25 protein-coding genes are annotated in these 25,334 nt (G+C 40.5%); 16 read left to right on the top strand and 9 right to left on the bottom strand.

The features are described 5' to 3' along the window. Positions 1 to 294: 294 nt before the first annotated feature. From CKK33_RS12910 to CKK33_RS12900, 3 genes are read left to right on the top strand one after another with little or no spacing between them, the layout of a single operon-like run. Positions 295 to 978, top strand: coding sequence for an HAD family hydrolase (locus tag CKK33_RS12910; protein ID WP_095704501.1), 684 nt, complete (start codon positions 295 to 297; stop codon positions 976 to 978). Continuing rightward, positions 978 to 1,598 (top strand): CatA-like O-acetyltransferase, encoded by a 621-nt coding sequence (locus CKK33_RS12905; RefSeq protein ID WP_095704500.1) that lies wholly within the window; start codon positions 978 to 980, stop codon positions 1,596 to 1,598. Before CKK33_RS12910 ends, CKK33_RS12905 begins: the two co-directional genes overlap by 1 nt. A gap of 37 nt (positions 1,599 to 1,635) precedes the next feature. Next, positions 1,636 to 2,643 (top strand): hypothetical protein, encoded by a 1,008-nt coding sequence (locus CKK33_RS12900; RefSeq protein ID WP_095704499.1) that lies wholly within the window; start codon positions 1,636 to 1,638, stop codon positions 2,641 to 2,643. Between the two features lie 22 nt (positions 2,644 to 2,665). Here the strand turns inward: CKK33_RS12900 and CKK33_RS12895 are convergent, their stop codons facing one another. The 3 genes from CKK33_RS12895 to purB all read right to left on the bottom strand — a co-directional run bounded on the left by CKK33_RS12895 (position 2,666) and on the right by purB (position 6,764). Then, the gene (locus tag CKK33_RS12895; RefSeq protein WP_095704498.1) at positions 2,666 to 4,579 is read right to left on the bottom strand and encodes a long-chain fatty acid--CoA ligase; all 1,914 of its coding nucleotides are present in this window, start codon (positions 4,577 to 4,579) and stop codon (positions 2,666 to 2,668) included. Positions 4,580 to 4,696: 117 nt separating this feature from the next. Beyond that, the gene (locus CKK33_RS12890; RefSeq protein ID WP_095704497.1) at positions 4,697 to 5,248 is read right to left on the bottom strand and encodes a NifU family protein; all 552 of its coding nucleotides are present in this window, start codon (positions 5,246 to 5,248) and stop codon (positions 4,697 to 4,699) included. Between the two features lie 172 nt (positions 5,249 to 5,420). Further along, positions 5,421 to 6,764 (bottom strand): adenylosuccinate lyase, encoded by a 1,344-nt coding sequence (purB, locus tag CKK33_RS12885; protein ID WP_095704496.1) that lies wholly within the window; start codon positions 6,762 to 6,764, stop codon positions 5,421 to 5,423. 113 nt (positions 6,765 to 6,877) lie between these two features. Here purB and CKK33_RS12880 point away from each other — a divergent pair, with 113 nt between their 5' ends. From CKK33_RS12880 to CKK33_RS12860, 5 genes are all read left to right on the top strand, one after another. Next, positions 6,878 to 7,507, top strand: coding sequence for a TetR/AcrR family transcriptional regulator (locus CKK33_RS12880; RefSeq protein WP_095704495.1), 630 nt, complete (start codon positions 6,878 to 6,880; stop codon positions 7,505 to 7,507). 80 nt (positions 7,508 to 7,587) lie between these two features. Then, positions 7,588 to 8,934, top strand: a complete 1,347-nt coding sequence (locus CKK33_RS12875) for a TolC family protein (RefSeq protein ID WP_095704494.1) — start codon at positions 7,588 to 7,590, stop codon at positions 8,932 to 8,934. A 33-nt stretch (positions 8,935 to 8,967) separates the two neighbouring features. After that, positions 8,968 to 10,071: an efflux RND transporter periplasmic adaptor subunit gene (locus tag CKK33_RS12870; RefSeq protein ID WP_095704493.1), complete on the top strand. Its 1,104-nt coding sequence runs from the start codon at positions 8,968 to 8,970 to the stop codon at positions 10,069 to 10,071. 21 nt (positions 10,072 to 10,092) lie between these two features. Beyond that, positions 10,093 to 13,503 (top strand): efflux RND transporter permease subunit, encoded by a 3,411-nt coding sequence (locus CKK33_RS12865; RefSeq protein WP_095704492.1) that lies wholly within the window; start codon positions 10,093 to 10,095, stop codon positions 13,501 to 13,503. Between the two features lie 224 nt (positions 13,504 to 13,727). After that, positions 13,728 to 14,345: a TetR/AcrR family transcriptional regulator gene (locus tag CKK33_RS12860; RefSeq protein ID WP_095704491.1), complete on the top strand. Its 618-nt coding sequence runs from the start codon at positions 13,728 to 13,730 to the stop codon at positions 14,343 to 14,345. A gap of 16 nt (positions 14,346 to 14,361) precedes the next feature. Here CKK33_RS12860 and CKK33_RS12855 read toward each other — a convergent pair whose 3' ends face one another. From CKK33_RS12855 to CKK33_RS12840, 4 genes are all read right to left on the bottom strand, one after another. Further along, complete coding sequence (locus CKK33_RS12855) at positions 14,362 to 14,811, bottom strand: flavodoxin family protein (protein WP_095704490.1); 450 nt, start codon at positions 14,809 to 14,811, stop codon at positions 14,362 to 14,364. A 67-nt stretch (positions 14,812 to 14,878) separates the two neighbouring features. Then, positions 14,879 to 15,205, bottom strand: coding sequence for an iron-sulfur cluster assembly accessory protein (locus CKK33_RS12850; RefSeq protein WP_095704489.1), 327 nt, complete (start codon positions 15,203 to 15,205; stop codon positions 14,879 to 14,881). 98 nt (positions 15,206 to 15,303) lie between these two features. Continuing rightward, on the bottom strand, positions 15,304 to 15,717 hold the full coding sequence (gene iscU / locus CKK33_RS12845; protein WP_095704488.1) for a Fe-S cluster assembly scaffold IscU: 414 nt from the start codon (positions 15,715 to 15,717) through the stop codon (positions 15,304 to 15,306). Positions 15,718 to 15,857: 140 nt separating this feature from the next. Further along, entirely contained in the window at positions 15,858 to 17,069 is a 1,212-nt protein-coding gene (locus CKK33_RS12840) for an IscS subfamily cysteine desulfurase (RefSeq protein WP_095704487.1), read from the bottom strand. A gap of 193 nt (positions 17,070 to 17,262) precedes the next feature. On the opposite strand from CKK33_RS12840, the gene mce reads away from it, so the two are divergent. The 7 genes from mce to prmA all read left to right on the top strand — a co-directional run bounded on the left by mce (position 17,263) and on the right by prmA (position 23,102). Next, positions 17,263 to 17,661, top strand: coding sequence for a methylmalonyl-CoA epimerase (mce, locus tag CKK33_RS12835; RefSeq protein ID WP_095704486.1), 399 nt, complete (start codon positions 17,263 to 17,265; stop codon positions 17,659 to 17,661). Between the two features lie 11 nt (positions 17,662 to 17,672). Continuing rightward, a complete protein-coding gene (locus CKK33_RS12830) occupies positions 17,673 to 18,080 on the top strand; it encodes an SMI1/KNR4 family protein (protein WP_095704485.1) in 408 nt (135 codons plus the stop codon). 151 nt (positions 18,081 to 18,231) lie between these two features. After that, the gene (locus CKK33_RS12825) at positions 18,232 to 19,689 is read left to right on the top strand and encodes a right-handed parallel beta-helix repeat-containing protein (RefSeq protein ID WP_095704484.1); all 1,458 of its coding nucleotides are present in this window, start codon (positions 18,232 to 18,234) and stop codon (positions 19,687 to 19,689) included. Between the two features lie 102 nt (positions 19,690 to 19,791). Next, on the top strand, positions 19,792 to 20,040 hold the full coding sequence (locus CKK33_RS12820; protein ID WP_095704483.1) for a type B 50S ribosomal protein L31: 249 nt from the start codon (positions 19,792 to 19,794) through the stop codon (positions 20,038 to 20,040). Positions 20,041 to 20,107: 67 nt separating this feature from the next. Further along, on the top strand, positions 20,108 to 21,322 hold the full coding sequence (locus CKK33_RS12815) for a putative sugar nucleotidyl transferase (RefSeq protein WP_095704482.1): 1,215 nt from the start codon (positions 20,108 to 20,110) through the stop codon (positions 21,320 to 21,322). 59 nt (positions 21,323 to 21,381) lie between these two features. Beyond that, a complete protein-coding gene (gene tpiA / locus CKK33_RS12810; RefSeq protein ID WP_095704481.1) occupies positions 21,382 to 22,146 on the top strand; it encodes a triose-phosphate isomerase in 765 nt (254 codons plus the stop codon). 119 nt (positions 22,147 to 22,265) lie between these two features. After that, positions 22,266 to 23,102: a 50S ribosomal protein L11 methyltransferase gene (prmA, locus tag CKK33_RS12805; RefSeq protein ID WP_095704480.1), complete on the top strand. Its 837-nt coding sequence runs from the start codon at positions 22,266 to 22,268 to the stop codon at positions 23,100 to 23,102. 69 nt (positions 23,103 to 23,171) lie between these two features. On the opposite strand, the gene CKK33_RS12800 is transcribed toward prmA, so the two are convergent. Together CKK33_RS12800 and CKK33_RS12795 are read right to left on the bottom strand one after the other, a co-directional pair. Next, positions 23,172 to 23,810, bottom strand: coding sequence for an NAD(P)-dependent oxidoreductase (locus CKK33_RS12800; protein ID WP_095704479.1), 639 nt, complete (start codon positions 23,808 to 23,810; stop codon positions 23,172 to 23,174). Positions 23,811 to 23,861: 51 nt separating this feature from the next. Further along, positions 23,862 to 24,266 carry an Rrf2 family transcriptional regulator gene (locus CKK33_RS12795; RefSeq protein WP_095704478.1) on the bottom strand — a complete coding sequence of 135 codons (405 nt, stop codon included), beginning with the start codon at positions 24,264 to 24,266 and terminating at the stop codon, positions 23,862 to 23,864. Positions 24,267 to 24,440: 174 nt separating this feature from the next. Between CKK33_RS12795 and CKK33_RS12790 the strand changes: the two genes are divergently transcribed. Beyond that, positions 24,441 to 25,286 (top strand): universal stress protein, encoded by an 846-nt coding sequence (locus CKK33_RS12790; RefSeq protein ID WP_143822956.1) that lies wholly within the window; start codon positions 24,441 to 24,443, stop codon positions 25,284 to 25,286. Positions 25,287 to 25,334: the final 48 nt, after the last annotated feature.

Below are 25,334 nucleotides of genomic sequence, written 5' to 3'. Positions count from 1 at the left end.
TAGAAACGTATTAAATAAGGGTGCAAAAATATAATTTTTAACTTAGAAACGAGCGTTTGGGTGCATCTTATTGAACGCTCATATCATTGCAATCGGTAACGAGGCAGTCTCGTAGGATAAGCATATTTAATTAGTCTGTAAGATTGCCAAGTAATTGTCGCTCCTCTCAATGACATATTTGCTTTTTACTTGCAGGCCAGTAAAATAAAATTAAAGCTCTCTTAACACCACTTTATGTCGCGAACTTCACAAAACTTGCATCAATTGAGTAATATTGCAACTTAATAAACCATCATGAACATAAAAGTAATTGCTTTTGATGCCGATGATACGCTTTGGGTAAACGAGCCTTACTTCCGTGCGTCAGAAGAAAAGTTTTGTGCACTATTAAGCGAATACGCTTCTCAGCATGAGTTAGAGCGGGAGCTATTTAAAACAGAAATAGAAAATCTGGCGCTTTACGGGTACGGTATAAAAGGTTTTGTACTATCTATGATTGAAACCGCGCTTAAAGTAAGCTGTAATACGGTGACCTCTGCCATTGTTGAACAAATCACCGAGTTGGGCAAGCAAATGCTCAATCAGCCTATTGAGCTATTAGAAGGTGTTGAACAGGTTTTGCAAACGCTAAAGGATAAGTACAGGTTGGTAGTTGCTACCAAAGGCGACCTGCTCGACCAGGAACGAAAGCTAAAACGTTCAGGTTTGAGCAGTTATTTTCATCACATCGAGATCATGAGTGAGAAGGATGATGCCAACTACTTAAAATTGCTAAAACACTTGGATGTTAAAGCGGACGAGTTCCTGATGATAGGTAACTCGCTTAAGAGTGATATCTTGCCAGTGCTAAACATAGGAGGGCATGGCGTACATGTGCCATACCACATTACCTGGGCGCATGAACAGATTGAAGACAGCATTGATAGCGAACGTTTCCGCAACGTGGAGCACATCACCGAAATATTGGATTATCTATAATGAAAACCAAAATCGACTTTGACAACTGGGAACGTACAGAACACTTTAAATTCTTTAACAGTTTTGAGGAATCATTTTTTGGCGCAACGGTAAATGTTGATTGTACAAAAGCTTATGTAAGAGCGAAAGAGCTGGGCGTATCCTTCTTTTTATATTACCTGCACTGTACACTTAAAGCGGCTAATAGTCTGGTTCATTTCAGATACCGGGTGGAGAATGGCGATGTTTATTTATATGATAACATTGGCGCTTCGGCAACAGTGAGCAGGCCGAATGATACGTTCGGATTTTCTTACATTGATTACTATCCGGATCTTTCGGAATTTGCCACTCATGCGAAAAAAGAAATGGAGCGGGTTGCTGCAGGTACAGGCATTGAGCTGCGGCCGGTAACTAATGTTATGCACATATCAGCCATCCCCTGGCTTAACTTCACTGGGCTTACTCACGCACGGGGTTTCCAGTTTGAGGATAGCATGCCTAAAGTATCCTATGGTAAAATGACCGACAATAATGGTGTTAAGACCATGCCTGTTTCGGTGACCGTTCATCATGGCTTAGTCGATGGTAAGCACTTGGGCGATTTTGTAGCTTTATTTCAGGAGCTACTCAATAACTAACGGCGAGAAAAATTATATTTACATATAAACCACGGTTATGTTGCTGAAAAGAATTGCCCTGATAGTTGTACTTGTCGTCTTCTGCTTTTCTTGTAAAAAGCAGGCTTTTGTACCCAATACAGAAAATGCGCTACCCGGGTTATGGAAGCGCCTTGGTGATTTTCCCGGTCTTGGCAGAGTACGCGCATTTGGGTTCAGCATAAATGGTAAAGGTTACATCATAGGCGGAAATGCAGCCGGTGGTTTTGATTCTCATCTGCTTAACGACTTGTGGGAGTACGACCCGGGTGCTGATAGTTGGATAAGAAAGGCTGATTATCCGGGGCAATCGGGAGAATATATTCGCGGTTTTGTTATAAACGGAAAAGCTTACGTGGGCACTGGTTACGGGCAAAGATTGGCTTTACCAGGAAGTAGTTTACCTCAAAACGATGATTTTTGGGAATATGATCCTTTGGCTGATAAGTGGACGCAGAAAGCATCCTTTGCAGGCGGGAAGAGAGAAAATGTAATAGCTTTCACATTAAATGGTGCGGGCTATCTGGGCTTAGGTACTGACAACGCCTATGCTTCCAATTATAAAGATATATGGCGCTATAATGTTGTTGCAGATACCTGGACACGGGTTGCTGATTATCCGGGGCAGGGGAGCTTTGGAGCAATAGGCTTTGCGATAGGTGATAAGGCTTATGTTGGATTAGGCGGGGCCTCGCCTGATATTGCCGCGAAAGACCTATGGCAATATGATCCCTCAACAGATAAATGGATAAAACTGGCTGATTTTCCAGGTTCGGCCAGGGCTTTTAGCGGGCAATTTGTTATCGGTAATACAGCTTACATTGGCATGGGGTCAACACCAAAAGAAACCGCTACAGATTGGTACCGATATAATGCGGATAGCAATACCTGGCTAAAATCAACCTATCTGGATGGCCCTGCACGTTATGATATGATCGCTTTTACCATCAATAATATCGGCTACATCGGTACAGGTAACCCCGGTCAGCTAAACGATATATGGAAGTTTACACCCACTAAGAAATAAACTAAAACGGAAGAAATTACAGTTAATCTTCGTCTGTCTCTTGCAGATATAGTTCATCAATCGCGTCCGCATACTTTTTTTCAATCACCTTACGTTTGGCTTTTAAGGTAGGGGTTATCTCACCCGCTTCCATGCTAAACGGTACGCGTTTTACCTTGAAATTCTTGATACGTTCAAATTTTGCTAACTCTGTTGAGAGGCGTTTGATATCCTGCGCTATCCAGTCCGTTATCTCTTTATCCTCAATAAAAAGCTCCGGTTTTTCAAAGAAAGCATCATCAAGTTTAAATGTTTCCTGCAGGCTTTCTTTTGAAGGAACGATAATAGCGGTGATATATTCGCGTTTGTCACCTATTAAAAATACCTGTTCTATTTTGGGGCTTTTGAGGTAGTTGTTCTCCACAGGAGTAGGATATACGTTTTTCCCGTACGCATTCACCAGCATGTTCTTTAACCTGTCGGTAATTTGCAGGTTGCCGCGGAAAAACCGGCCAATATCACCGGTATGGAACCAACCATCTGCGTCAATTACTGCCGCGGTTTCTTCTGGCTTTTTCCAATAGCCCTGCATTACACAATGACCGCGAACAATAATTTCACCTTCCTCGCTCGTAAAATCAGGATCAAAATTGTGGTGCGTTTGAATAGTGTAAATCTCTTTAGTATCTACATTTTGTATGGCCACCTCTATACCCGGGATAATACGACCAACCGTACCATAAATGATCCGGTCATTTTCTGTTACAGCCATCACCGGCGAGGTTTCTGTTAAACCAAATCCCTCAAGCAATTTAATACCTATATCACCAAAAAACTCACCAATATTTTTTGGCAAGGCACCGCCTCCGGATAATAGTACTTTCAATCGGCCGCCTGTTTTTTCTTTGATCTTACTAAAAACCAGTTTTTCGGCCAGTTTCAGTTGCAAGCCTAATATAAGTCCTGGTTTTTTGTTAGCCTCGCTCAACAGTCGGCGTTTACGCCCGATTGCCAGCGCCCACTTGAATATTTTTGTTTTTACACCGCCCGCAGATAAACCGTTCTTCAGGGCGCGGTCATGGATACGTTCCAACAAGCGTGGTACGCAGTACATCACCGTCGGCTTTACCTCTGCCATGTTGCGTGCCAGCAGGTCAAGGCTTTGAGCAAATGCTATCTGGCAGCCCATGGTTAAACAGATGTAGTATGTTGCTGTACGCTCAAACACGTGTGATAACGGCAGGAACGATAAGAACATGTCCGTATTCTCAATAATAGGCAATTGGATTAAGCTGGTACGGCAGTTCTCAACCAGGTTGTAATGGCTCAACATCACACCTTTAGGGGTACCGGTAGTACCTGATGTATAAATAAGGCAGGAAAGGTCTGTTGGTTGTACGGCAGCACGCGAATTGTTAATGGCCTGGCTATATTCAGTGATCAATACTTTGCCCTGCTCAATTACATCCTTAAAGCCAACCAATTTAGCGTTTAACTCAAGTTTTTCTGTAAACTTTTGGTAATCATCAAATGCTGGCAATATATATTGTAACGACGGACAATTGTTGGCAATCTTGAGCACTTTACGGCACAGGAAGGGATTGCCCGTAATGATAGTTTTAGCCTCCGAATCATTTAATATATACGCTATCTCTGCTTCTGAAAGAGTAGGGTAGATAGAGGTATTGATAGCTCCTATTTGCTGCAAGGCCTGGTCATAATAAATGTAGTCAGGGCCGTTCTCAATAATAAGCGCAAGGCGGTCGCCTTTTTGTATACCAATGCTGATAAACCATGCAGATATAGCGTCGATTTTTTCAAGTGCTTCTTTGTATGATATCTCCACCCAGTTGTCCTGAACTTTATGAATCAGGAAAGTATGGGTATCCGGATGAATATTAGCTACTATAGTGCGGATAAGGCCGGGTATAGTTGATTGCTCAGCTATGTTAGTCATTTAGTTATAATTGAATTTTTGGTAACTACAAAACTAACTATTTTACAAATAATTATAATAGCATAAAAAAACGCCGGAATTATTGTTCCGGCGTTTTTAAATAATGCCTGGCGTAAATTACATAGCTTCAGAAACTACTTCGGTAACTTCAGGCACCATACGTTTTAAAAGATTTTCGATACCTGCTTTAAGAGTAATAGTTGATGATGGGCAGCCACTGCATGAGCCACGAAGCTCTACAGTTACTACGCCCTCGTCAAAAGAACGGTAAGCAATGGCGCCACCATCCTGTTCAACAGCCGGGCGAACGTAATCATTTAGTATCTGCTGGATTTTTATTTCGGTTTCAGTACCTTCAAATTCTACATCAGCGGGTGCTTCTGTTTCTTGTATTTTATATTCGGCTTCTACAGCTCCTTTAACAAATTCTTTTAATATGGGTTGAATGTCTTCCCATTCGGTACCTTCTGTTTTGGTAACCGTAACAAAGTTGCTGGCAAAGAACACACCGTTAACAAAGTTAAATTTGTACAGTTCCTTCGCGAATTGCGATTTATCTGCACTTTCCCTGGTTGGGAAATCCACACTACCATTAATAAGCAACTTGTTCACAATGAACTTCATGGTTGCCGGATTAGGAGTAGTTTCTGTATATACGTTGATATTCATCTTTTCTAATTTATAAGTAGAACAAATATAAACAGGCTTTTTGTTTAAGCATATATTCAAATCGCTTTTGACCTGTTAATGACGATGCTCTGATGTGCAATTATTCAGCTTTCAGATGTGCGGATTTAAATCTTTCTATTATCTGCATATCTGCAGATTTGAAATATACATATTATATACCCGTATAGTTTTGCGGCGTTATCTGCTTCAATTCTTGCTTAATGGTGTCGCTTACATTTAAGGTATCCACAAACTCAGCAATAATTTGCGCGTTTACCTGGCTGTTGGTACGTGTTAAGCCCTTCAGCGCTTCATATGGGTTAGCATATCCTTCACGGCGTAAAATAGTTTGAATAGCTTCTGCTACTACAGCCCAGTTGGCCTCCAGGCTTGCATTTATGACAGTCTCATTCAATAATAACTTGTTCAATCCGCGCAAGGTAGATTTGAATGCAATAAGACTATGCGCCACAGGTACGCCAATATTGCGCAGTACGGTTGAGTCGGTTAGGTCACGTTGCAGGCGTGAGACAGGTAATTTAGCAGCCAGGTGCTCAAACAAGGCATTGGCAATACCCAGGTTACCTTCGCTGTTCTCAAAATCTATCGGATTAACCTTGTGAGGCATGGCCGAGGAACCTACTTCTCCTTTTTTTATTTTCTGTTTAAAGAAATTCATGCTGATGTAGGTCCACATATCGCGGTCAAGATCAATAATAATGTTGTTAATGCGTTTCATGGCATCGCACTGCGCGGCAAAATTGTCATAATGCTCTATCTGTGTAGTGTACTGTGAGCGATTAAGCTTTAATGTTTCGTCAACAAATTTATTACCGAAAGCTTGCCAGTCAATTTCCGGATAAGCTACATGATGAGCATTAAAGTTACCTGTGGCGCCACCAAATTTTGCCGAATGCGGTACAGCCAAAAGTTGATTTAGCTGTTTCTCCAAACGCTCCACAAAAACCATTATCTCTTTACCCAGGCGTGTAGGTGAGGCCGGCTGCCCATGTGTGTGTGCCAGCATAGGTATATTAGCCCATTCGTCGGCATACTGCTTTAGTTGGCTAATGAGTTTGTTAAGTTCTGGCAGGTATACTTCCTCAAGTGCGGCTTTAAATGAATAAGGTATGGCCGTGTTGTTGATATCTTGGGATGTTAACCCGAAATGAATAAATTCCTTGTATTCACTTAAACCTAATTTATCAAATTCGGATTTTATAAAATATTCTACCGCTTTTACGTCGTGGTTAGTGGTCTTTTCAATCTCCTTAATATCATTGGCATCCTGCTCTGAGAAGTTTTTATAGATGTCGCGTAACTTTTCGGTTTTACTGTTATCAAAATTAAGCAGTTGTGGCAGAGGTTGCTCGCACAGGGCTATAAAATATTCTATTTCAACAAATACCCTGTATTTGATAAGCGCAAATTCTGAGAAATAAGATGCGAGCGCGGATGATGCAGTACGATAACGGCCATCAATAGGCGATATAGCGGTTAGGGAAGTTAAAGCCATTTAAAGATTTTTTGCAAAGATAGACAAATGTGGAAAAAGCATGATTGTAATCCGGAAGTAATTTATATTGGAAACTTTGAAATCTAAAAATGTTTCCATAGTTTTGACCCATCATGTCGAATGGTCAAATAGAGCGTATAATATTAGGTGCCGAAGAGCTTTTTTTACAAGCCGGAATAAAGAGTGTTACTATGGATGACATTGCCAAACACTTGGGAATGTCTAAAAAAACCATTTATCATTTTTTTAACGATAAAAATGACCTGGTGATAGCCTTAGTAAAGAAGAAATTGATAGAAGACGAATGCCAGATACAGGATATTATCAATTCCTCTGCAAATGTTATGGAAGAGATGATCAATATGATGAAATGCTCTGAAGAAATATTCAGTCGTATCAATCCTATCGTCATACACGATATGCAAAAGTATCATCCTTCCGCCTGGAGCGAATTCCAGAAGTTTAAATCAGAAGTATTGGTACATACGCTTGAGGAACTTTTAACCAAAGGCATACATCAAGGGTTCATCAGGCCAGATATTGATGTCCGCATACTCGCTAAAATGCGTGTTAACCAAGTGGAAATGGGCTTTAATACGGCTATTTTTCCTGTATCGCAGTTTAGCCCATGGAAAGTGCAGTATCAACTTTTAGAGCATTTTAATTATGGTATCTGTACGTTGAAAGGCCATGAGCTATTAGATAAATATAAGGCCGAACACATAGAAAAAATGGTTGGTTAAACAACTGCTGACATAGGGCTGTCAATAAGCTCTGTTTAATTTGCAACATAAAAACGAACAATAAACTACTCACTCAAAAAATGAAACGAATACTTACCCTACTAATGTGCCTAACGGTTAGCATTAAAGGTTTTTCGCAAACACCACCCGAACCGGTGACTTATAATTTTTCGGTTCAGGAAGCTGTTGATTACGCGCTTAATCATAAAGACTCGGTGGTGAATGCAAGGCTTGATGTTACCAGTGCCGACTATCGCGTAAAAGAAATTATCGGCCAGGGCTTGCCGCAAATTAACGGACAGGCCAGTTTTCAGGATTATCTTAAAGTGCCAACCACGTTGCTTCCCGGTGAATTTTTTGGGCAGCCAGCCGGTACTTTTATACCGGTTAAATTTGGTGTGAAATATCAATCTAATTTAGCAGTTAGTGCCTCGCAGTTATTGTTTGATCCCAGCTACATAGTTGGATTGCAAAGTCGTAAAACTTACAAAGAACTTTATAACAGGGCTTACACACGCACAAAAATTGATGTTATCAGCAATGTTACCAAAGCTTATTACCAGGTTTTGGTGAGTAACGAACAAATAAAACTGTTAGATGCCAATATTGCGCAGCTTAAACAACAGGTTGACCAAACAACAGCCCAAAACAAGCAAGGCTTTGTTGAAAAGATAGATGTTGACAGGATAGCGGTACAATATAACAACCTCGTGACCAACCGGGAGAATACCTTAAGGTTGCTTGCTTTAAACTATCAACTGCTTAAGTTTCAAATTGGGATGCCTATTAACGCTAATCTTACATTAAAAGATAAGCTCACTGATGTAAACATTGACGAAAATGCGGCAGAAACAGCAACCGACACAACTTTTTATAAAAAACGTATTGAATACGGTTTACTGGAAACCAACCTTAAGTTAAGTGAGTTTGACCTAAAGCGGCAGAAAGCACAGTTTTTACCCACCTTATCGGCTAATGCAAGTTATGCATCGTCATATCAGAATAATAGTTTCAGAAACCTTTACAGCACCAGCTTTCCGTCGTCTTACATTGGTTTAACGCTTAACGTGCCCATATTTAGTGGGTTCCAGCGTACAAACCGTGTAAAGCAATCGGCTATAACCGTTCAAAAAAATCAGAATAATCTTAATAGCATCAAAAACGCACTTGCGCTACAGGCCGAGCAAGCGAAGATTACCTACATTAACAGTTTGCAATCGCTTAATAACCAAAAACGTAACCAGGAGCTTGCGCGAGAGGTATTACGTGTAGCTAAAATAAAATATGAGCAAGGCGTAGGATCGAGCATTGAAGTTACCCAAGCCCAAACAGGGCTCGAAAACGCCGATAACTCATATGTGCAAAGCTTATACGACGCTTTAGTGAGCAAAGTAGATTTAGACAAAGCATACGGAAGAATACAATAAACGATAAACTCAATCACTCATACAAAACTCAACATGAAAAAATATTTATACATACCAGCGCTTGTTTTACTGGCAGCATGCTCAAACAAGCCTAAAGATAAGAAGGCCGAACTTGCCGACTTGCAAAAGCAACAGCAGGAAATAAATGCTAAAATTACCAAGCTACAGGCCGAGGTGGGTAGTACCGATTCGGCAAAAACAACTGAGGTAGGTGTAGTTGAAGTGAAAAGTGGCGCATTTACCAATTATGTACAAATACAAGGTAAAATTGATGCCCAGGACAACGTAACTGCTTATCCGCAATCGCCAGGTACTATTACAGGTATATTTGTTAAAGCAGGCCAGCATGTTTCAAAGGGGCAAACGCTTGTGCAATTAGATAACAGCGTGTTAAGGCAAAATATAGCGCAATCAGAAGCGCAGGTTGCCCTTAACCAGCAATTATATAACCGCCAAAAGGCATTGTGGGATCAGAAGATAGGTACTGAAGTTCAATTCCTTCAAGCGCAAACCAATTTACAAGCCAGCAAAAAAGCATTGGGCAGCTTAAGAGAGCAGTCTGCTATGTACCGCATTGTATCGCCAATTAACGGTACAGTTGACCAAATGGATCTTAAACTGGGCCAGGTTGCTCAACCCGGGCAAACCGGTATCCGCATCGTAAATGCTGATGTATTAAAAGTTAAAGCAGATGTTCCTGAATCATACTCTGGCAGTGTAGCCACAGGTAATAAGGTGAATGTAGTGGTGCCGGATGCTAATGATTCATTAACAACCAATATTACTTTTGCTGCAAAAGCTATTGATCCCACATCACGCAGTTTTGCGGTTGAAGTAAAGTTACCCCAGCGTAAAACGCTGCGCCCTAACATGACGGCTATTTTAAAGATAGCTGACTATTCAAAAACAAACACCATAACAGTGCCTGTTAAAGCCATCCAGCGTTCTGAAGAAGGAGATTATGTCTATGTAAATGCAAATGGTGTTGCTAAGCGTACTGCTATTAAAGCAGGCGTTACTTATGGCGGAGTTACCGAGATATTATCGGGACTTAAAGCAGGTGACCAGATCGTAACCGAAGGTGCTGCTGATATTGAAGATGGCGATAAAATTAAGGCTTCTAAATCCGCTATTTAACCTCCCTTATCTAATATAGATATGAAAGATATTAAAAAAGAATTTGCGCCCTCAAGTTGGGCCATTGACAATAAAACTGCCATATATGTGCTCATGTTCCTGATAACGGTTTTAGGCCTTATCAGTTATAACAATTTACCTAAGGAGAACTTTCCGGATATAGCGCAATCCAAGGTGTTTATTACTACTACCTGGGCAGGTCAATCTGCGGAAAACGTAGAGAACCTGGTTACCCGTCAGTTAGAAAAGCAGCTTAAATCGCTTAAGGGTTTAAAGAAGGTAACATCCAATTCGGTACAAAATGTGTCTATTATTACCTGTGAATTTCAGGCTAATATTAAGATAAAAGATGCCAAGATAGATGTTAAAGATGCTGTTGATAAAGCAAAGCAGGACCTGCCTCAGGGTGATGTGAATTTAAAAGAGCCGGTAATATCGGATATTAACGTTGCCGATCTTCCGATTCTTTACATTAACATTTCCGGCGATTATGGTCTCAAGAAGCTTAAAGAATATGCCGATCTGTTGAAAGATGAAATAGAGGGCTTTCGTGAGATATCAAAAGTTGATGAGGTTGGGGCTTTGACACCGGAAATTCAGATCAATGTTGATCTAAATAAAATGGCGGCAGCACAATTAACATTTTATGATATCTATAATACTATTGGTAAAGAGAATGTGCTTTCTTCAGCCGGTACAATTAAAACAGATGGCATTCGCAGAAGTATAGATATCAAAAAGGACTTTAAAAATGCCGATGAAGTAGCTGCGATGATCATCCGTAACCCTAAAGGGCAGGCCATTTATTTGCGGGACATAGCCGAAGTTAAAGATTCATTTTTAGAGCAGGAAAGCTATGCCCGTTTAAAAACACCTAATAGCAATGTGTTTAAAAACGTAATTACATTAAACGTTAGTAAAAGGGCTGGGGAAAACCTTATCGAAGCATCAGATAAGATAAATGCGCTGATAAAAGAGAAACAGAAAGATGTTTTCCCAAAGGGTTTAAACATTACGGTAACAGGTGACCAGTCTGACAAGACACGCACCACGTTAAACGACCTTATTAATACCATTGTAATCGGCTTTATTCTGGTAACCGTTATCCTGATGTTCTTTATGGGAACCACCAATGCAATCTTTGTAGCATTATCAGTTCCGTTATCATGTTTTATTGCCTTCCTGATAATGCCGGCTATAGGCTTCACTTTGAACATGATCGTACTGTTCTCATTCCTGCTGGCGTTAGGTATTGTGGTAGATGATGCCATTGTGGTTATTGAGAATACACACCGTATTTTTGCCAATGGTAAAGTGCCAATTAAAGAAGCAGCTAAAATGGCGGCAGGAGAGGTGTTTTTACCAGTATTCTCGGGTACCATGACCACCCTTGCACCTTTCGTACCTTTGGCATTCTGGAACAGTTTGATAGGGCACTTTATGTTCTTCCTTCCAATCACTCTGATCATTACTTTATTGGCATCGTTAGTTGTGGCTTACATCATGAACCCGGTATTTGCGGTTGATTTTATGAAACCCCATCATGATGGCGAACACGATAATCCTAAATTTGATAAGCCTACTAAAAAAGCAGTGCTATATCTCGGTATTGCCACGGTTATTAGCTACTTTATCAACGTAGGGTTGGGTAATTTTATGGTACTGATCATCATACTGTACCTGTTAAACCATTTCGTTTTGCTAAAGGTGATAGACCGTTTTCAAAAAAACGCGTGGCCTAAGTTCCAAAACTGGTATGCTAAATGGTTAGAGCGTGCCGTAAAGCGCCCGGTAACCATGCTGATGGGTACGTTTGGCTTATTTGTTTTGGCTATTGTTTTAACCGCGGTGTTAGGTAAAACCCCTGAATTTTTCCCTTCCGGTGACCCTAACTTTGCATACGTGTACATTACCATGCCTATAGGTACCGACCAGGCGACGACCAATGCGGTTACTGAGGATATAGAGAAAAAAGTAGCAAAGGTAGTAGAAGGTGATAAAGACATCGTTTCGTCTATCATATCAAATGTTACCAAGGGCGTAACCGATCCAACTGATGAAGATCAGGGCGACTATCAAAATAAAGGTAAGGTAACAGTAGCTTTTGTAGAGTTTGGCAAACGAAATGGAAAAGATACAAAAGAGATATTGAAAAGAATTCGCAGTTCTGTACAAGGCATACCAGGTGCTAAAATATCAGTTGCACAGGAAAATAGTGGCCCTCCGGTACAAAAAGATATTAGTATTGAGATAGCCGGTGACAACCTTGATTCGTTGGTAAAGACCGGCAACCGCTTAAAGGCATACCTGGAAAAACAAAACATTGCAGGTATTGAGAACCTTATTGCCGACGTGCAGAATGATAAGCCTGAAATTGTGTTTGATATTGACAGGGAGCGCGCGAACCGTGAGGGTATTTTAACCGGGCAGGTTACCCAGGATTTGCTAACAGCAGTTTATGGATGGAAGGCGGCCGACTTCAGGAATACCAAAGAAGACGATTACAAAATAATGGTAAGGGCCAAAGAGGATCAACGTAGCAGTATTGACGAGTTGCGTAATATGAAAGAAACCTATCGTGATTTGGCAACGGGTGGTGCAATAAGGCAGGTGCCTATATCAGCTTTTAGTGATATTCGTTACACTAATACTTACAGTAACATTAAGCGTAAACAACAACGCCGGGTATTAACGCTGGGCTCAAACGTAATTAAGCCATACAACCCAAATGATGTAAACGCCAATATTAAGCGTGCAATAGCTAACTTCAAAAAAGCCGATGATATACAGATACGTCAGGGAGGTGGCCAGGAAGACCAGGCAGAAGCAGTTACCTTTCTTGGTGGTGCATTGGCAACATCATTTGGTTTGATCCTGATCATCCTAATGATACAATTCAACTCCATTGGTAAAACGTTTATAATCATCAGCGAGATATTCTTTAGTATCATCGGCGTATTGCTGGGTACCGCCATCTTTGGCATGACCATGGCCATTGTAATGACCGGTGTAGGTATCATAGCACTCGCAGGTGTGGTGGTACGTAATGGTATATTACTCGTAGAGTTCACTGATATGCTGATAGAGCAGGGGGCAAGTCTTCATGATGCCGTAGTAGAAGCCGGCCACACACGTATGACACCGGTGTTGCTAACGGCAACTGCCGCTATATTAGGCTTAATACCTTTGGCTGTAGGTTTCAATATCGACTTTGTAGGCCTGTTCACCCATTTTGAACCACACATTCACTTCGGTGGTGATAACGTTGCCTTCTGGGGGCCTCTGGCATGGACAATGATCTTCGGTTTAGGTTTCGCTACTATTATAACCCTAATATTAGTACCATGTATGTACATTATAAGGGTTAACCTTAAAAACTATTTCTTCGGCAAAAAGAAAGAGGAAGAGAAAACAGATTTAGCTGTAGAATAAAGCTAAGTACACCATCAATTATGTAAAGAGCCGTGCCTTAATTGGTACGGCTCTTTTATTTATAGGTTTTATATAATTTGGCTATAACTATTAGCGAACCTGAATGTTGATAACATGTGATGAATGTTTTAACATTTAAAAATCATATTTTTTTGCAAACCGAATGAGTATTGTTATGGTTTGATAACTTTGTAATTAAACTTAATTTAATATAGCTATACTTAATGGGTACGGTGACAGATCAGCAAGATATTAAACGGGAAAAAATATTAGAGGCAGCTTATCAAAGGTTTCTTCATTATGGTTATTCTAAAACTACCATGAATGAAATTGCTGGCGACTTATCTATGTCCAAAGCACTGCTCTATTATTACTTCCCTGATAAAAGTGAGCTGTATGTGGCTGTTATGCGAAAATTAGCCGGGGACTACCTACGCCAATTAGAAGAAAAATTTGGTCAGTTTAGTAATTTGCGCGATGCTTTTATGTACCAGGTAAACAAGCATCATGATTTTATCGTAACCAACTATAATTTTTTTGATTATTTTAAGCTTAACGAGCAAAACTTGCCCGAGAGCATATGGAGTACAATCTCTGATATACGTAATGCTGAAATAAAGTTGTTAACAGATGCTATACAAATTGAGGTGGATAAGGGAAACCTGCATTTGACCTACGAGGCAGCAGAGATTGTCGATGTATTTTTAGATGCATTACATGGTATTAAAGTGGGTGGTGCCATGCCACAAAAAAAATATAGTTTCCCAAGTAAAGAACATTTAGATGAGATACATAATAAGCGCCTGTTGCTTATTGATGTTTTTGTAAGAGGGTTACGCTAAAATAATACTCTGCTATTTATTTAGTAGCATAATAAGTGCATCCTTGGTAATGAATGCCTAAATATGCCGCGGTGTGCTTAAACGGTACTTCAAAACCATCGGGTATCTGCGGATCTGCTCCAACAGCAATCATAGAAGCATTTTTACCCTTCAAGCTTCGCCCAAGTTCCTTTTTTATAGTGATCAAATCGGTAAGGCGATCGAAGAAAACCTTCATTACGCCACTCATGCTGTACCAGTATACAGGAGTTGCAAAGATTATCTGATCATAAGGAAGTATGCGCTTTATAATATTGTCAAACTCATCCGCATCCGGGTAATTACCATCGTAATTATAATGGACAATAGTATGGTCGAGCAGATCAATAACGTCAAAATCAATATTCGCGAGCGCTTTGCGTGTAATGGATTCAGTAAGGCTGTTCTTGCGGTTACTGCCCAGTATAACAAGGGATTTAGTTTCCATACAAAAGCAAAAGGTTGACTATTTAAATATAGTCAACCTTTTCAAAATATCAATTAATTTAATATTACTATACAGAGAAACTTTCTCCGCAGCCGCAGGTACGGGTGGCGTTAGGGTTATGGAAGTTAAAACCCTTACCATTAAGGCCATCGCTAAAATCCAACTCTGTGCCGGCCAGGTATAAGAAAGATTTCATATCCAAAGCCATGCGGACACCTTTGTCTTCAAAAAACTGATCGCCTTTTTTCTCCTCGTTGTCAAAATCCAAATTGTATGACAAGCCGGAACAGCCTCCTCCCTGCACACTCACACGCAAAAAATAAGAGCTATCCAGCCCGCTATCCTGCATAAGGTGCTCAATTTTCAATTTTGCTTTATCAGTTACAGTTACCATTGTTTAAGAATCAAGACTCAAGAGTCAAGAATCAAGATAAAAGCCTTCAAGCAAAAACAAAGGTCTTGGCTCTTGGCTCTTGATTCTTGTATCTAAATTTAGTGGTGCGATTTTTCTAATTCAATTGGCTCCATGCCGTTCTTAACGCGGTAGTCGTTAATGGCAGCCTTAATAGCATCTTCTGCCAATACTGAGCAGTGAATTTTTACCGGTGGCAATGCAAGCTCTTCAACAATATCCATGTTATCTATTTTCATGGCATCGTCAACGCTTTTACCTTTAAGCCACTCTGTAGCTAAAGATGAAGAAGCGATGGCCGACCCGCAACCAAAAGTTTTAAATTTTGCATCGGTGATGATATTGTTATCATCAACCTGGATTTGCAGGCGCATTACGTCGCCACACTCAGGGGCACCTACAAGGCCGGTACCAACCTTGTGGCTGCTTTTGTCTAACGTACCCACGTTACGCGGGTTGGTGTAGTGGTCAATTACTTTATCTGAATAAGCCATAATATTTTAGATATAAGATTTGAGATTTTAGATATGAGATGAGCTCTGTCTATCCTCTCTAATCGTGTTTATAATTATAAATTATTGATTCGACGCTTAATATGAAATCTTAAATCTCATATCTAACATCTAAAATCTATTTAGTGTTCTGCCCACTCAATTGAGTTAAGGTCAATACCTTCTTTGAACATTTCCCAAAGTGGTGACAGTTCGCGCAGGTGGTTAACCGCTTTTTTAGTTACTTCAATGGCGTAGTCAACCTCTTCTTCTGTTGTGAAACGGCCTAAACCGAAACGGATAGAAGAGTGTGCCAGGTCATCGCTCAAACCCAAGCTTTTTAACACATATGATGGTTCTAATGAAGCCGAAGTACATGCAGAGCCTGATGACACTGCCAAGTCTTTCATGGCCATCATTAAACCTTCGCCCTCAACATATTTGAATGATATGTTAGCAACGTGCGGTAAGCGGTGTTCAACGTTACCGTTTACATAGCTTTCTTCAAGCTCAGTAAGGGCGTTTTGCAATTTATCGCGCAAAGCAGAAAGACGTTTTGCTTCGGCTTCCATTTCCTGACCGGCAATTTCGCAGGCTTTGCCTAAACCAACAATACCTGGAACGTTCAGCGTGCCAGAACGCATACCGCGCTCGTGGCCACCACCATCCATCTGGGCAGTAACCTTAACACGTGGTCCTTTACGGCGTACGTACAAAGCACCTACACCCTTAGGGCCATACATTTTATGTGCTGATAATGCTAAAAGGTCAATACCATCAACGTTTACATCAACAGGAATTTTACCAACTGCCTGGGTAGCATCTGTCATAAACAAAGCACCATGCTTGTGGGCAATGGCCGCAATTTCTTTAACAGGCTGTATAACACCTATCTCGTTATTTCCATACATGATAGATACCAGGATGGTCTCAGGTGTCATGGCAGCTTCAAGCTCGCCAAGATCAACCAAACCATCTTCCTTAACAGGCAGGTAAGTTACTTTACCGCCCAATTTCTCTACATGTTTGCAGGCATCCAAAACAGCTTTATGTTCAGTAACAGCTGTTATAATGTGGTTACCTTTGTCTTTATACATTTCAAACACGCCTTTGATGGCAAGGTTATCAGATTCGGTAGCGCCTGATGTGAAGATGATCTCTTTTTCGCTTGCACCTATCAACTTTGCAACCTGCTCACGAGCATAATCAACGCCCTCTTCGGCTACCCATCCAAAATGGTGGTTACGGCTTGCAGCATTACCAAATTTGTTGGTAAAGTAAGGCAGCATAGCTTCAAGCACCCTTGGGTCCATTGGGGTAGTTGCGTTGTTATCTAAATAAATTGGGATGTTCATGTAGTAAATTTTAAACAATACAAATATACGCAAAGTTTTACTTTTGCATCTTTTGGCAGCTATAAATTGCTTTAAGATGCCATTTATTTACAATATTTGGACATGACGGAGGTGAAGGTAAAAGCTAAACCTAAAAGCATAGAGCTGCAGTTTAAAATATCATTACTCATAATAATAATCCACCAAAGAATAAATGAACAAAATAGAGCACATAGGCATCGCCGTAAACAGTATTGAAACAGCCGGCGATATTTACTCTAAGTTGTTAAACACCAGTGTTTATAAAATTGAAGAAGTACGTAGCGAGGGGGTTAAAACAGCTTTTCTGCAAAGCGGCCCTAACAAAATAGAGTTACTTGAGGCTACCAGTGCCGATAGCCCTATTGCGAAATTTATTGAAAAAAAGGGTGAGGGCATACACCATATCGCGTTCGATATTGACGACATCAGAGCCGAGATGGAGCGCTTAAGATCAGAAGGATTTGTTCTGTTAAACGAAGAGCCCAAACGAGGTGCAGATAACAAATTGGTTTGTTTTGTTCATCCAAAGAGCGCAAATGGTGTATTGATAGAATTGTGCCAGTCAATCTAATAATTCTTAATATGGATGCCTTGATAGAAATGTTTGAAGCTAAACATAAGCTTTTAATTCCGCAGGATTTGAAAGAATACTTTCACAAAACCGATAAGAAGGAATTGGCTGACTACGGTGATTTTCTATTCACTTTCTATGGTATAGATGAATTTAAATCGGTGAAAGATGAAGTGGGCGATTACGGAGGCATTCCCAACTACAGGAAAATAGTTAAAACATTGCCCGATCACGAACACTGCTTTGTTTTTGCTGAGTACATGATACATAGTGGCATATACGCTATTAAATTATTTGAGAAACCGACAACTATTAACAACGTGTATGTAATAGTTGGACACGATTACAAGCAAGTGGCTAATAACTTCTCCGAATTTATTGAAAGTTTTAAAAGAGGAGACGAGGGGCTTTTTATATGAGCTAATATCTGACTTTGTAATTCCTAATTTGTCATTTTTTTAATTCATTTTTAAGTGTGTTAGATAAAGCAACTATCCAATAAAGTATTACGTATAAACGTTAAGTAAACTGGAAAAGATTATAAAATCCCCTATTAATCTATTTGAGCAAATGAAAGTTGCTAAGAAAATGCTGAATACTTTTGCCGCTACGCTATTGGCTTCGTCTTTAATGATGTGCGCCAAGCCAACGCTTAAACCCGAGAAGCCACAAAGTGTGGTACAGCAACCTTCGGCTAAACCTGATACTTCAAATAATGCCATCGGTACCTTACCAAATGTTGGAACAGATCCTACACTTCCCGATACTTCAGCCCCGGCGCGAATAATTACTAACTCTGTTACTACAACCATCTCCGTTCAGCCATCGCAATGGTATGTAGACGGCTCAAATTTACCGGCAGGAGCCATTATTTATATTCCTGCGGGTACACGAGGCGCGCTTTTGCTAAAAAATATAAAAGGTGCCGTGCTTAAACCCATCATTATAGTTAATAAAGGTGGTCAGGTTGTTTTTTCGGCAGCTAAAACAGCTTCATATGCTTTAAAAACCCAGAACTGTAAGAATTTTAAATTACTGGGTACTGGAACAGCGGGTATAAATTTTGGTTTTGTGGTTGATGGTGGTAATCTTGGCGTTTCTATGGATGATCTGAGTACGGATTTTGAGATAGCCAATCTCGAGGTAAAAAATAGTGGTTTCGCCGGTATCATGGCTAAAACCGACCCGACATGCGATCCTGCCACCCAGCGTGGAAACTTTACCATGAGTAATGTGATTATTCATCACAATTATATTCATAACACTGGCGGCGAAGGGGTATACGTAGGAAATTCTTTCTATAAAGATGGGGTATCTGCTGCATGCGGTACGGTAATGCCACATGATGTTAAGAACCTCAGGATTTACAAGAACGTTATCAATTTTTCCGGTTGTGAAGGTATACAGGTAGGCAGCGCGGTAGCCGATTGCTCAGTATATTATAATACCATTTTTTCTCCCGGTGCAGCGCCTTTTGCAAGCGGGCAAAATAATGGCATACAGATAGGTGAGGGTACAGGCGGCCGTTGCTTCAACAACCTCGTGAAGAACGCACCTGGCAATGGAATTATCGTGCTTGGTTTAGGTGATAATACTATTTTTAATAATTACATTATTAATGCCGGGGAAAATGGAATTTTTGCTGATTCGCGCTACACGCCGGGGCCATATTTCAGGTTTATCAATAATACCATTATAGCGCCTGCAAAAGATGGTATTAAATTAAACTCAGTAATTATTCCCGTAAACCTGGTTATTAATAATGTGATCATTAAACCCGGAACCGGTGTGTTTATCCACCCGATGAACAGTAGTGTTAAAGTTACGGCTTTAGATAATTATATGAATAATGATATTAACGCCTGTAAGTTTATTGATTTTAATGGCGGAAACTATCATCTGCAGCCAACATCGCCATTGATAAATACAGGTACCAATGCAAGCTCATACGGTGTAACTTTTGACTATTACGGAATTAAGCGGCCGGCTGGAGCTGCATTTGACATTGGTGCTGCTGAACATCAATAATGCGGTTGTGTGTAAATGTTGAAAAATTTTAAACATTAGCTTTTCTGTTTTAAGTTTTTTAATTACATTTGCGCCTCTTTTGAGAAGAAAGAATATAAGAAAATGAAAAAAGATCTGCATCCATCAAACTATAGATTAGTTGTTTTTAAAGATATGTCTAACGACTATTCTTTCATCACTAAATCATGCATCGATACCCGTGAAACAACTACATGGGAAGATGGTAATGAATACCCATTGGTTAAATTAGAGATATCACACACTTCACACCCGTTTTATACAGGTAAAATGAAGTTGGTTGACACTGCTGGTCGTATCGACAAGTTCCGTAGCCGTTACAACAAAAAGTAATTGTTATCTTAACAAAATATTCAATGGTCCCCCGCCAAAAGCAGGGGACTTTTTTTATTTTTGACCCATGGCTATTATTCTTTTCGACGATAACGCCCGCAATACACTTCTGCCTTTAACCTACACCCGACCGGTTGCCGATCTGCGAATTGGTATTTTAACCATCGCCGAAAAATGGGGCAAGCATCTTAACCAATCCTATTCGTTTCTTACAGAAGAATATTTACATGTTAAATTTCCTGCGGTCATTAATGATGATAACCTTTTCATTAATGGGTCATTCTGTCCTGATGAAACATTGGTTGAAGCAATCGCTACATTAAAAACTGGTCAATCAATAACTTATCGTAATCAATTAGTAGCAGTGCGCCTTAATGCTGACGATGCTAAGGGCTTTGGGGCGCAGCAGGTATATCCGAATTCAATTATCCACGAGCGTATCCCGGTTACCATAAAATACCCTGAGGATATTTTCAAAAAAAACGATATAGAACTACGGAAGGATTTTACCTTGCTTACAAAAGGCCGCACCAGTGCGGTTATGAGTAGTACCAATACCATTATAGGTGCCGATTTCTTTGCGGAAGAAGGCGCCATAGCAGAATGTTGTACTTTTAGCACCCTCAACGGCCCGATATATCTTTCGGCTAACTCAGAAGTGTGGGAAGGTACTAACATTAGGGGCCCATTTGCTTTGTGTTCCAATTCGCAGATAAAAATGGGAACCAAAATATACGGCGCCACTACCGTTGGCCCTTATTGCCGCGTAGGTGGTGAGGTTAATAATGCGGTTTTATGGGGATATTCAAATAAAGGGCATGAGGGGTATTTGGGTAACTCTGTAGTAGGCGAATGGTGTAATATTGGCGCAGATACCAACAACTCTAACCTTAAAAACAACTATTCCGAAGTAAAGCTTTGGGATTACGCGTCGCAAACTATGCGTAAAACTGGTCTACAGTTTTGCGGATTAATAATGGCCGACCATGCCAAGTGCGGCATTAACACCATGTTTAATACCGGTACAGTTGTAGGAGTGGGGGCTAATGTTTTTGGCGGTGGTTACCCGCCCAATTTTATTCCCGACTTTTCATGGGGTGGTGCGGAAGGTTTTGAGGAATACGCCTACAACAAAATGATGGAAACTACAGAACGGGTATTCGCGCGGAGAGAACATCGTAAATTTGATGATGCTGAGAAGCAAATACTAACCGAAGTATTTGAGCTAACAAAAGAATTAAGAGAACTAAATGGTTGCGTTAAAATTAACGCAGCTACATAAATATTATTAACTAACTACTATGGACTATCAACCATAGTCTATGAACTAAAAACGACAACATGAGAAAAAAAATTGTAGCCGGAAACTGGAAAATGAACCTTGATTACAACGAAGGTTTATCGCTTTTTTCTGAAGTGCTTAATATGGTTAAAGACGAAGCCACCGGTACTCAGGAAGTAGTGGTTTGCAGCCCATTTATTCATTTGCACAGCCTTGTACAGTTAGCAAAAGGCAACGGCCGTGTATCAATCGGTGCACAAAATGCTCATCAGGCCGAAAGTGGTGCTTATACAGGCGAGGTATCTGCAAAACAAGTAAAATCTGTAGGCGCGGCATATGTTATCCTGGGCCACTCGGAACGTCGTCAGTACTTTGGCGAAACTAACCAGTTGCTTGCTCAGAAAACTGATACCGCTTTAGCTAACGGGTTAAAACCTATTTTTTGCATTGGTGAAACACTGCAGGAACGTGAGGCGGGCGAGCATTTCAACATTATCAAAACACAACTACAAGAAGGCGTATATCACTTAGATGCTGATAAATTTTCTCAGATAGTTTTGGCTTATGAGCCGGTTTGGGCTATTGGTACCGGTGTTACCGCTACATCAGAGCAGGCCCAGGAGATCCATGCTTTTATACGCCAGGAACTGGCAGCAAAATACGGCCAGCAGGTTGCTGATGATACCACCATTCTTTACGGTGGTAGCTGCAATGCTAAAAATGCTCCTGAATTATTTGCACAACCTGATATAGACGGTGGCCTTATCGGCGGCGCCTCGCTTAAATCGCGTGACTTTACAGATATCGTAAAGGTGTTTAATTAATTGTTTAGTATCAGTAGCAAGTATCGGGTATCAAGAAGCCATGATTTCTTGCTAATTGTTGATTTAAATAAATCCTGATCAAGTAAAAAGTAAATGTCTTTATACTTGATACTTCAATAATGAACTACTACGAACTGCTTTTCACAACCATTACTGCTGAGGATTACCAGCAGGACCTGCTGATAGCTGCCTTGGGAGAAATAGGTTTTGATACTTTTGAGGAACTTGATCTTGGCTTTAAGGCCTACATCCCCGTAGATAACTTTGACCAGCATGTATTGGATGAGGCGCTGGAGCCTTATCGTGATATGTTCACATTTAGCTACGAGATAACACTCATTGCTCAAAAAAACTGGAACGAGGTATGGGAAAGCAATTTTGAACCCATACAAATAGGCGATCAGGTGTTTGTGCGTGCTACCTTCCATGAGGCCAAACCTGAATTCCCCTACGAGATCGTTATCGACCCGAAAATGGCATTTGGCACAGGGCACCATCAAACCACTGCTATGATGATGCAAATGATGCTGGAGAATGATTTTGATGGCAAAAAGGTACTGGATATGGGTTGCGGAACTGGCATACTTGCCATCCTGGCTGCCAAACTGGGAGCAACAGATCTAACCGCTATCGATTATGATCCCGTTTGTTATGAAAGTACTATCGAAAACGCGACGCTAAATCAGGTAGACAATATCAAGGCGCTTTGTGGTTCAAAAGAAGTTATCCCTGCCGAACAATATGATATTATATTGGCCAACATTAACCGCAACATCCTGCTCGATCAAATGGAGAGCTACGCTAAAGTGTTAACACCAGGCGGAGAGATATATTTCAGCGGTTTTTATGAGTCGCCAGATCTGGATATTATTACGGAAGAGGCTCGTAAATACAACCTTAAATATATCACCCACAAAAAAGATAAAGAATGGGTGGCAGCAAAATTTGTACTTTAGGATTACTCTTAAAAATGATTTCACCGATTCCCTAATCGGTGAAATCATCCGTTAATCAAATCAATAATATTAATATCCCACAGTAAAGCGCTGTTTAACAAACTGGTTATTTTCCAATTCATTAAATATGGCAACGGCAAGGTCGGCTGTTGAAATGTCAGATTTACCTTCAGCACTAAATACAGGGCTCTCAGTATTTAAACGGAATTCACCAGTGCGCTTACCCGGGTGCAGGTTAATAGCAGGGCTGAGGAAGGTCCAATCCAATTCCTGTTCGTTACGTAGTTCATTCAGGTAATCCCGTGCGGCTGATGCGCCGGGATAATACTCTTTAGGGAATTCTGGCGAATCAACCAATTGTTTGCCATCTATAAACAGACTGCCTGCACCACCAATGGTAACAAAGCGTTTAACGCCTGCCTTTTTTACCGCCTGTTGTATGTTTCTTGATCCTTGCAGAAAATCGTTATAAAGGTTAGGGTTAGTCCAGCCTGCGTTAAATGAATTGATCACCGCATCATGGCCTGATAATGCCGATGCCAAAGCATCCACATCATTAACATCTGCCGATAACGCTGTTACGCCGGCTTGCTTTTTAACTTTATCTGTATTGCGGGCAATGGCAGTTACTTCATATCCACGTAAAATACCTTCTTTTACTAATTCCGGGCCTACAAAGCCTGTGGCCCCAATAATTGCTACTTTCATATTAATGTTTAAAATGTAATTTATTTTGTTACATATTGTTTCAAATTTTTTTCAGTCGAATTTTTTGTAAAATTCGGCAAGGGTAGTGTCACCAAGCTTGTTAACCATTACCCGCTCAATATCCGCGTCCAAAGTCTTTAAATGGTTGTTGATCTGTTTACCAATAGGGCAGGCAGGGTTAGGCTCATTTTTAGCTTGGCCTAAAATGGCATTGGGCTTTACTGCCTTGTAAATGCTGGCTATGGTAATTTCTTTTGCTGGCTTAGCTAAGCTATAACCGCCATTTTTACCCAACTGACTGTTAATGAGGCCATGCTTAAGCAAGTTACTCAGTTCCTTACGAACCAGTACAGGGTTAATATTGATGCTGCCCGCTAAATAATCAGACGATTGCAGGCGAGCATCGGCGCAAAGCAACGTCATGATATGCATAGCTATGGAGAATCGTCCGTTCATAAATATGTAATAAAAATTATTACATTACAAATGTAGCGTGTTAACTTGAAAAAGCAATAGGTAAATTTATGCCTTAGAGATTTATGAAACCATTTTGACAAACGTTGTTTGTGTATAGCTTATGTTTGACACATTGACTGCCGGTTGCAAGAACAGGCGCTAAAATATATCATCATGAAAACCTATCTCGTACCTGTTGATTTTTCTGAGGCCGCTTTTAATGCCGCCGACTTTGCTGCCAGGTTAAGTAACCAAACTAACGTGGAACGCATCATCCTGTTAAACGCATATTACATCTCTCCTTACGAGGAGTTATTGCCGAATGCTGATATGGTAATGCTGCGGGAACAGGAAATACTTGAGAGCTTAGATGAGCGTTACAACGGCTTAAACAAGCTTAAACGAAAATTAGAAAAATTAGTACGCGCGGGTGTACAAATAGATGTATGGGTAAACCGCTCGCATCTGATCCGGGCAGTGGTTGATAACATAGAAACTTATAATGCCGATCTGGTTATAATAGGTAGTGTAGGCAATAGTAGTGGCGAGGGGGATGGCTTAGGTAGCCACGTAATTGGCATTTCAAAAGCCAGTCCCGTACCGGTGATCGTTATACCTCCCGCATTTAAGTATCGTAAAGTTGAACGGGCCATCATCGCCTGCGATTTCAGGAAAGTTAAAGAAAACGTGCCGGTTGAAGTGCTGCACAAGCTTTTAGGTAAGCAAAATTTTGACCTGTTGGTAGTCAATATCGATACTGATCATAAGCATAACAACGATGTTGAGCAATTGGCAGAAGAAACCGCCTTAAAAGCCATGCTACAAACTTACAAACCAACGTACCATTTTATAAATTCTCCCGATATCATAAAGGGTTTGTTGAACTTTGCCGATGAGCATCATGCAGAAATTGTAATTGCATTACCACATAAATATAGCTTCTTCCGTTCAGTTTTGCACAATAGTATCTCTCAGCAATTAGCTTCCAGCTCACCTGTGCCTGTTTTGTTGTTAAAATAGGCATTATGGTTAATAATTTTAATTGGTATGAAAGAGCATTTTGTGTTT

The organism is Mucilaginibacter sp. MD40 (assembly GCF_002288635.1).
Classification (GTDB): domain Bacteria; phylum Bacteroidota; class Bacteroidia; order Sphingobacteriales; family Sphingobacteriaceae; genus Mucilaginibacter.
The sequence above is the reverse complement of the archived record's forward strand: the minus strand, read 5'-3'. Positions and strand labels throughout refer to the sequence as shown.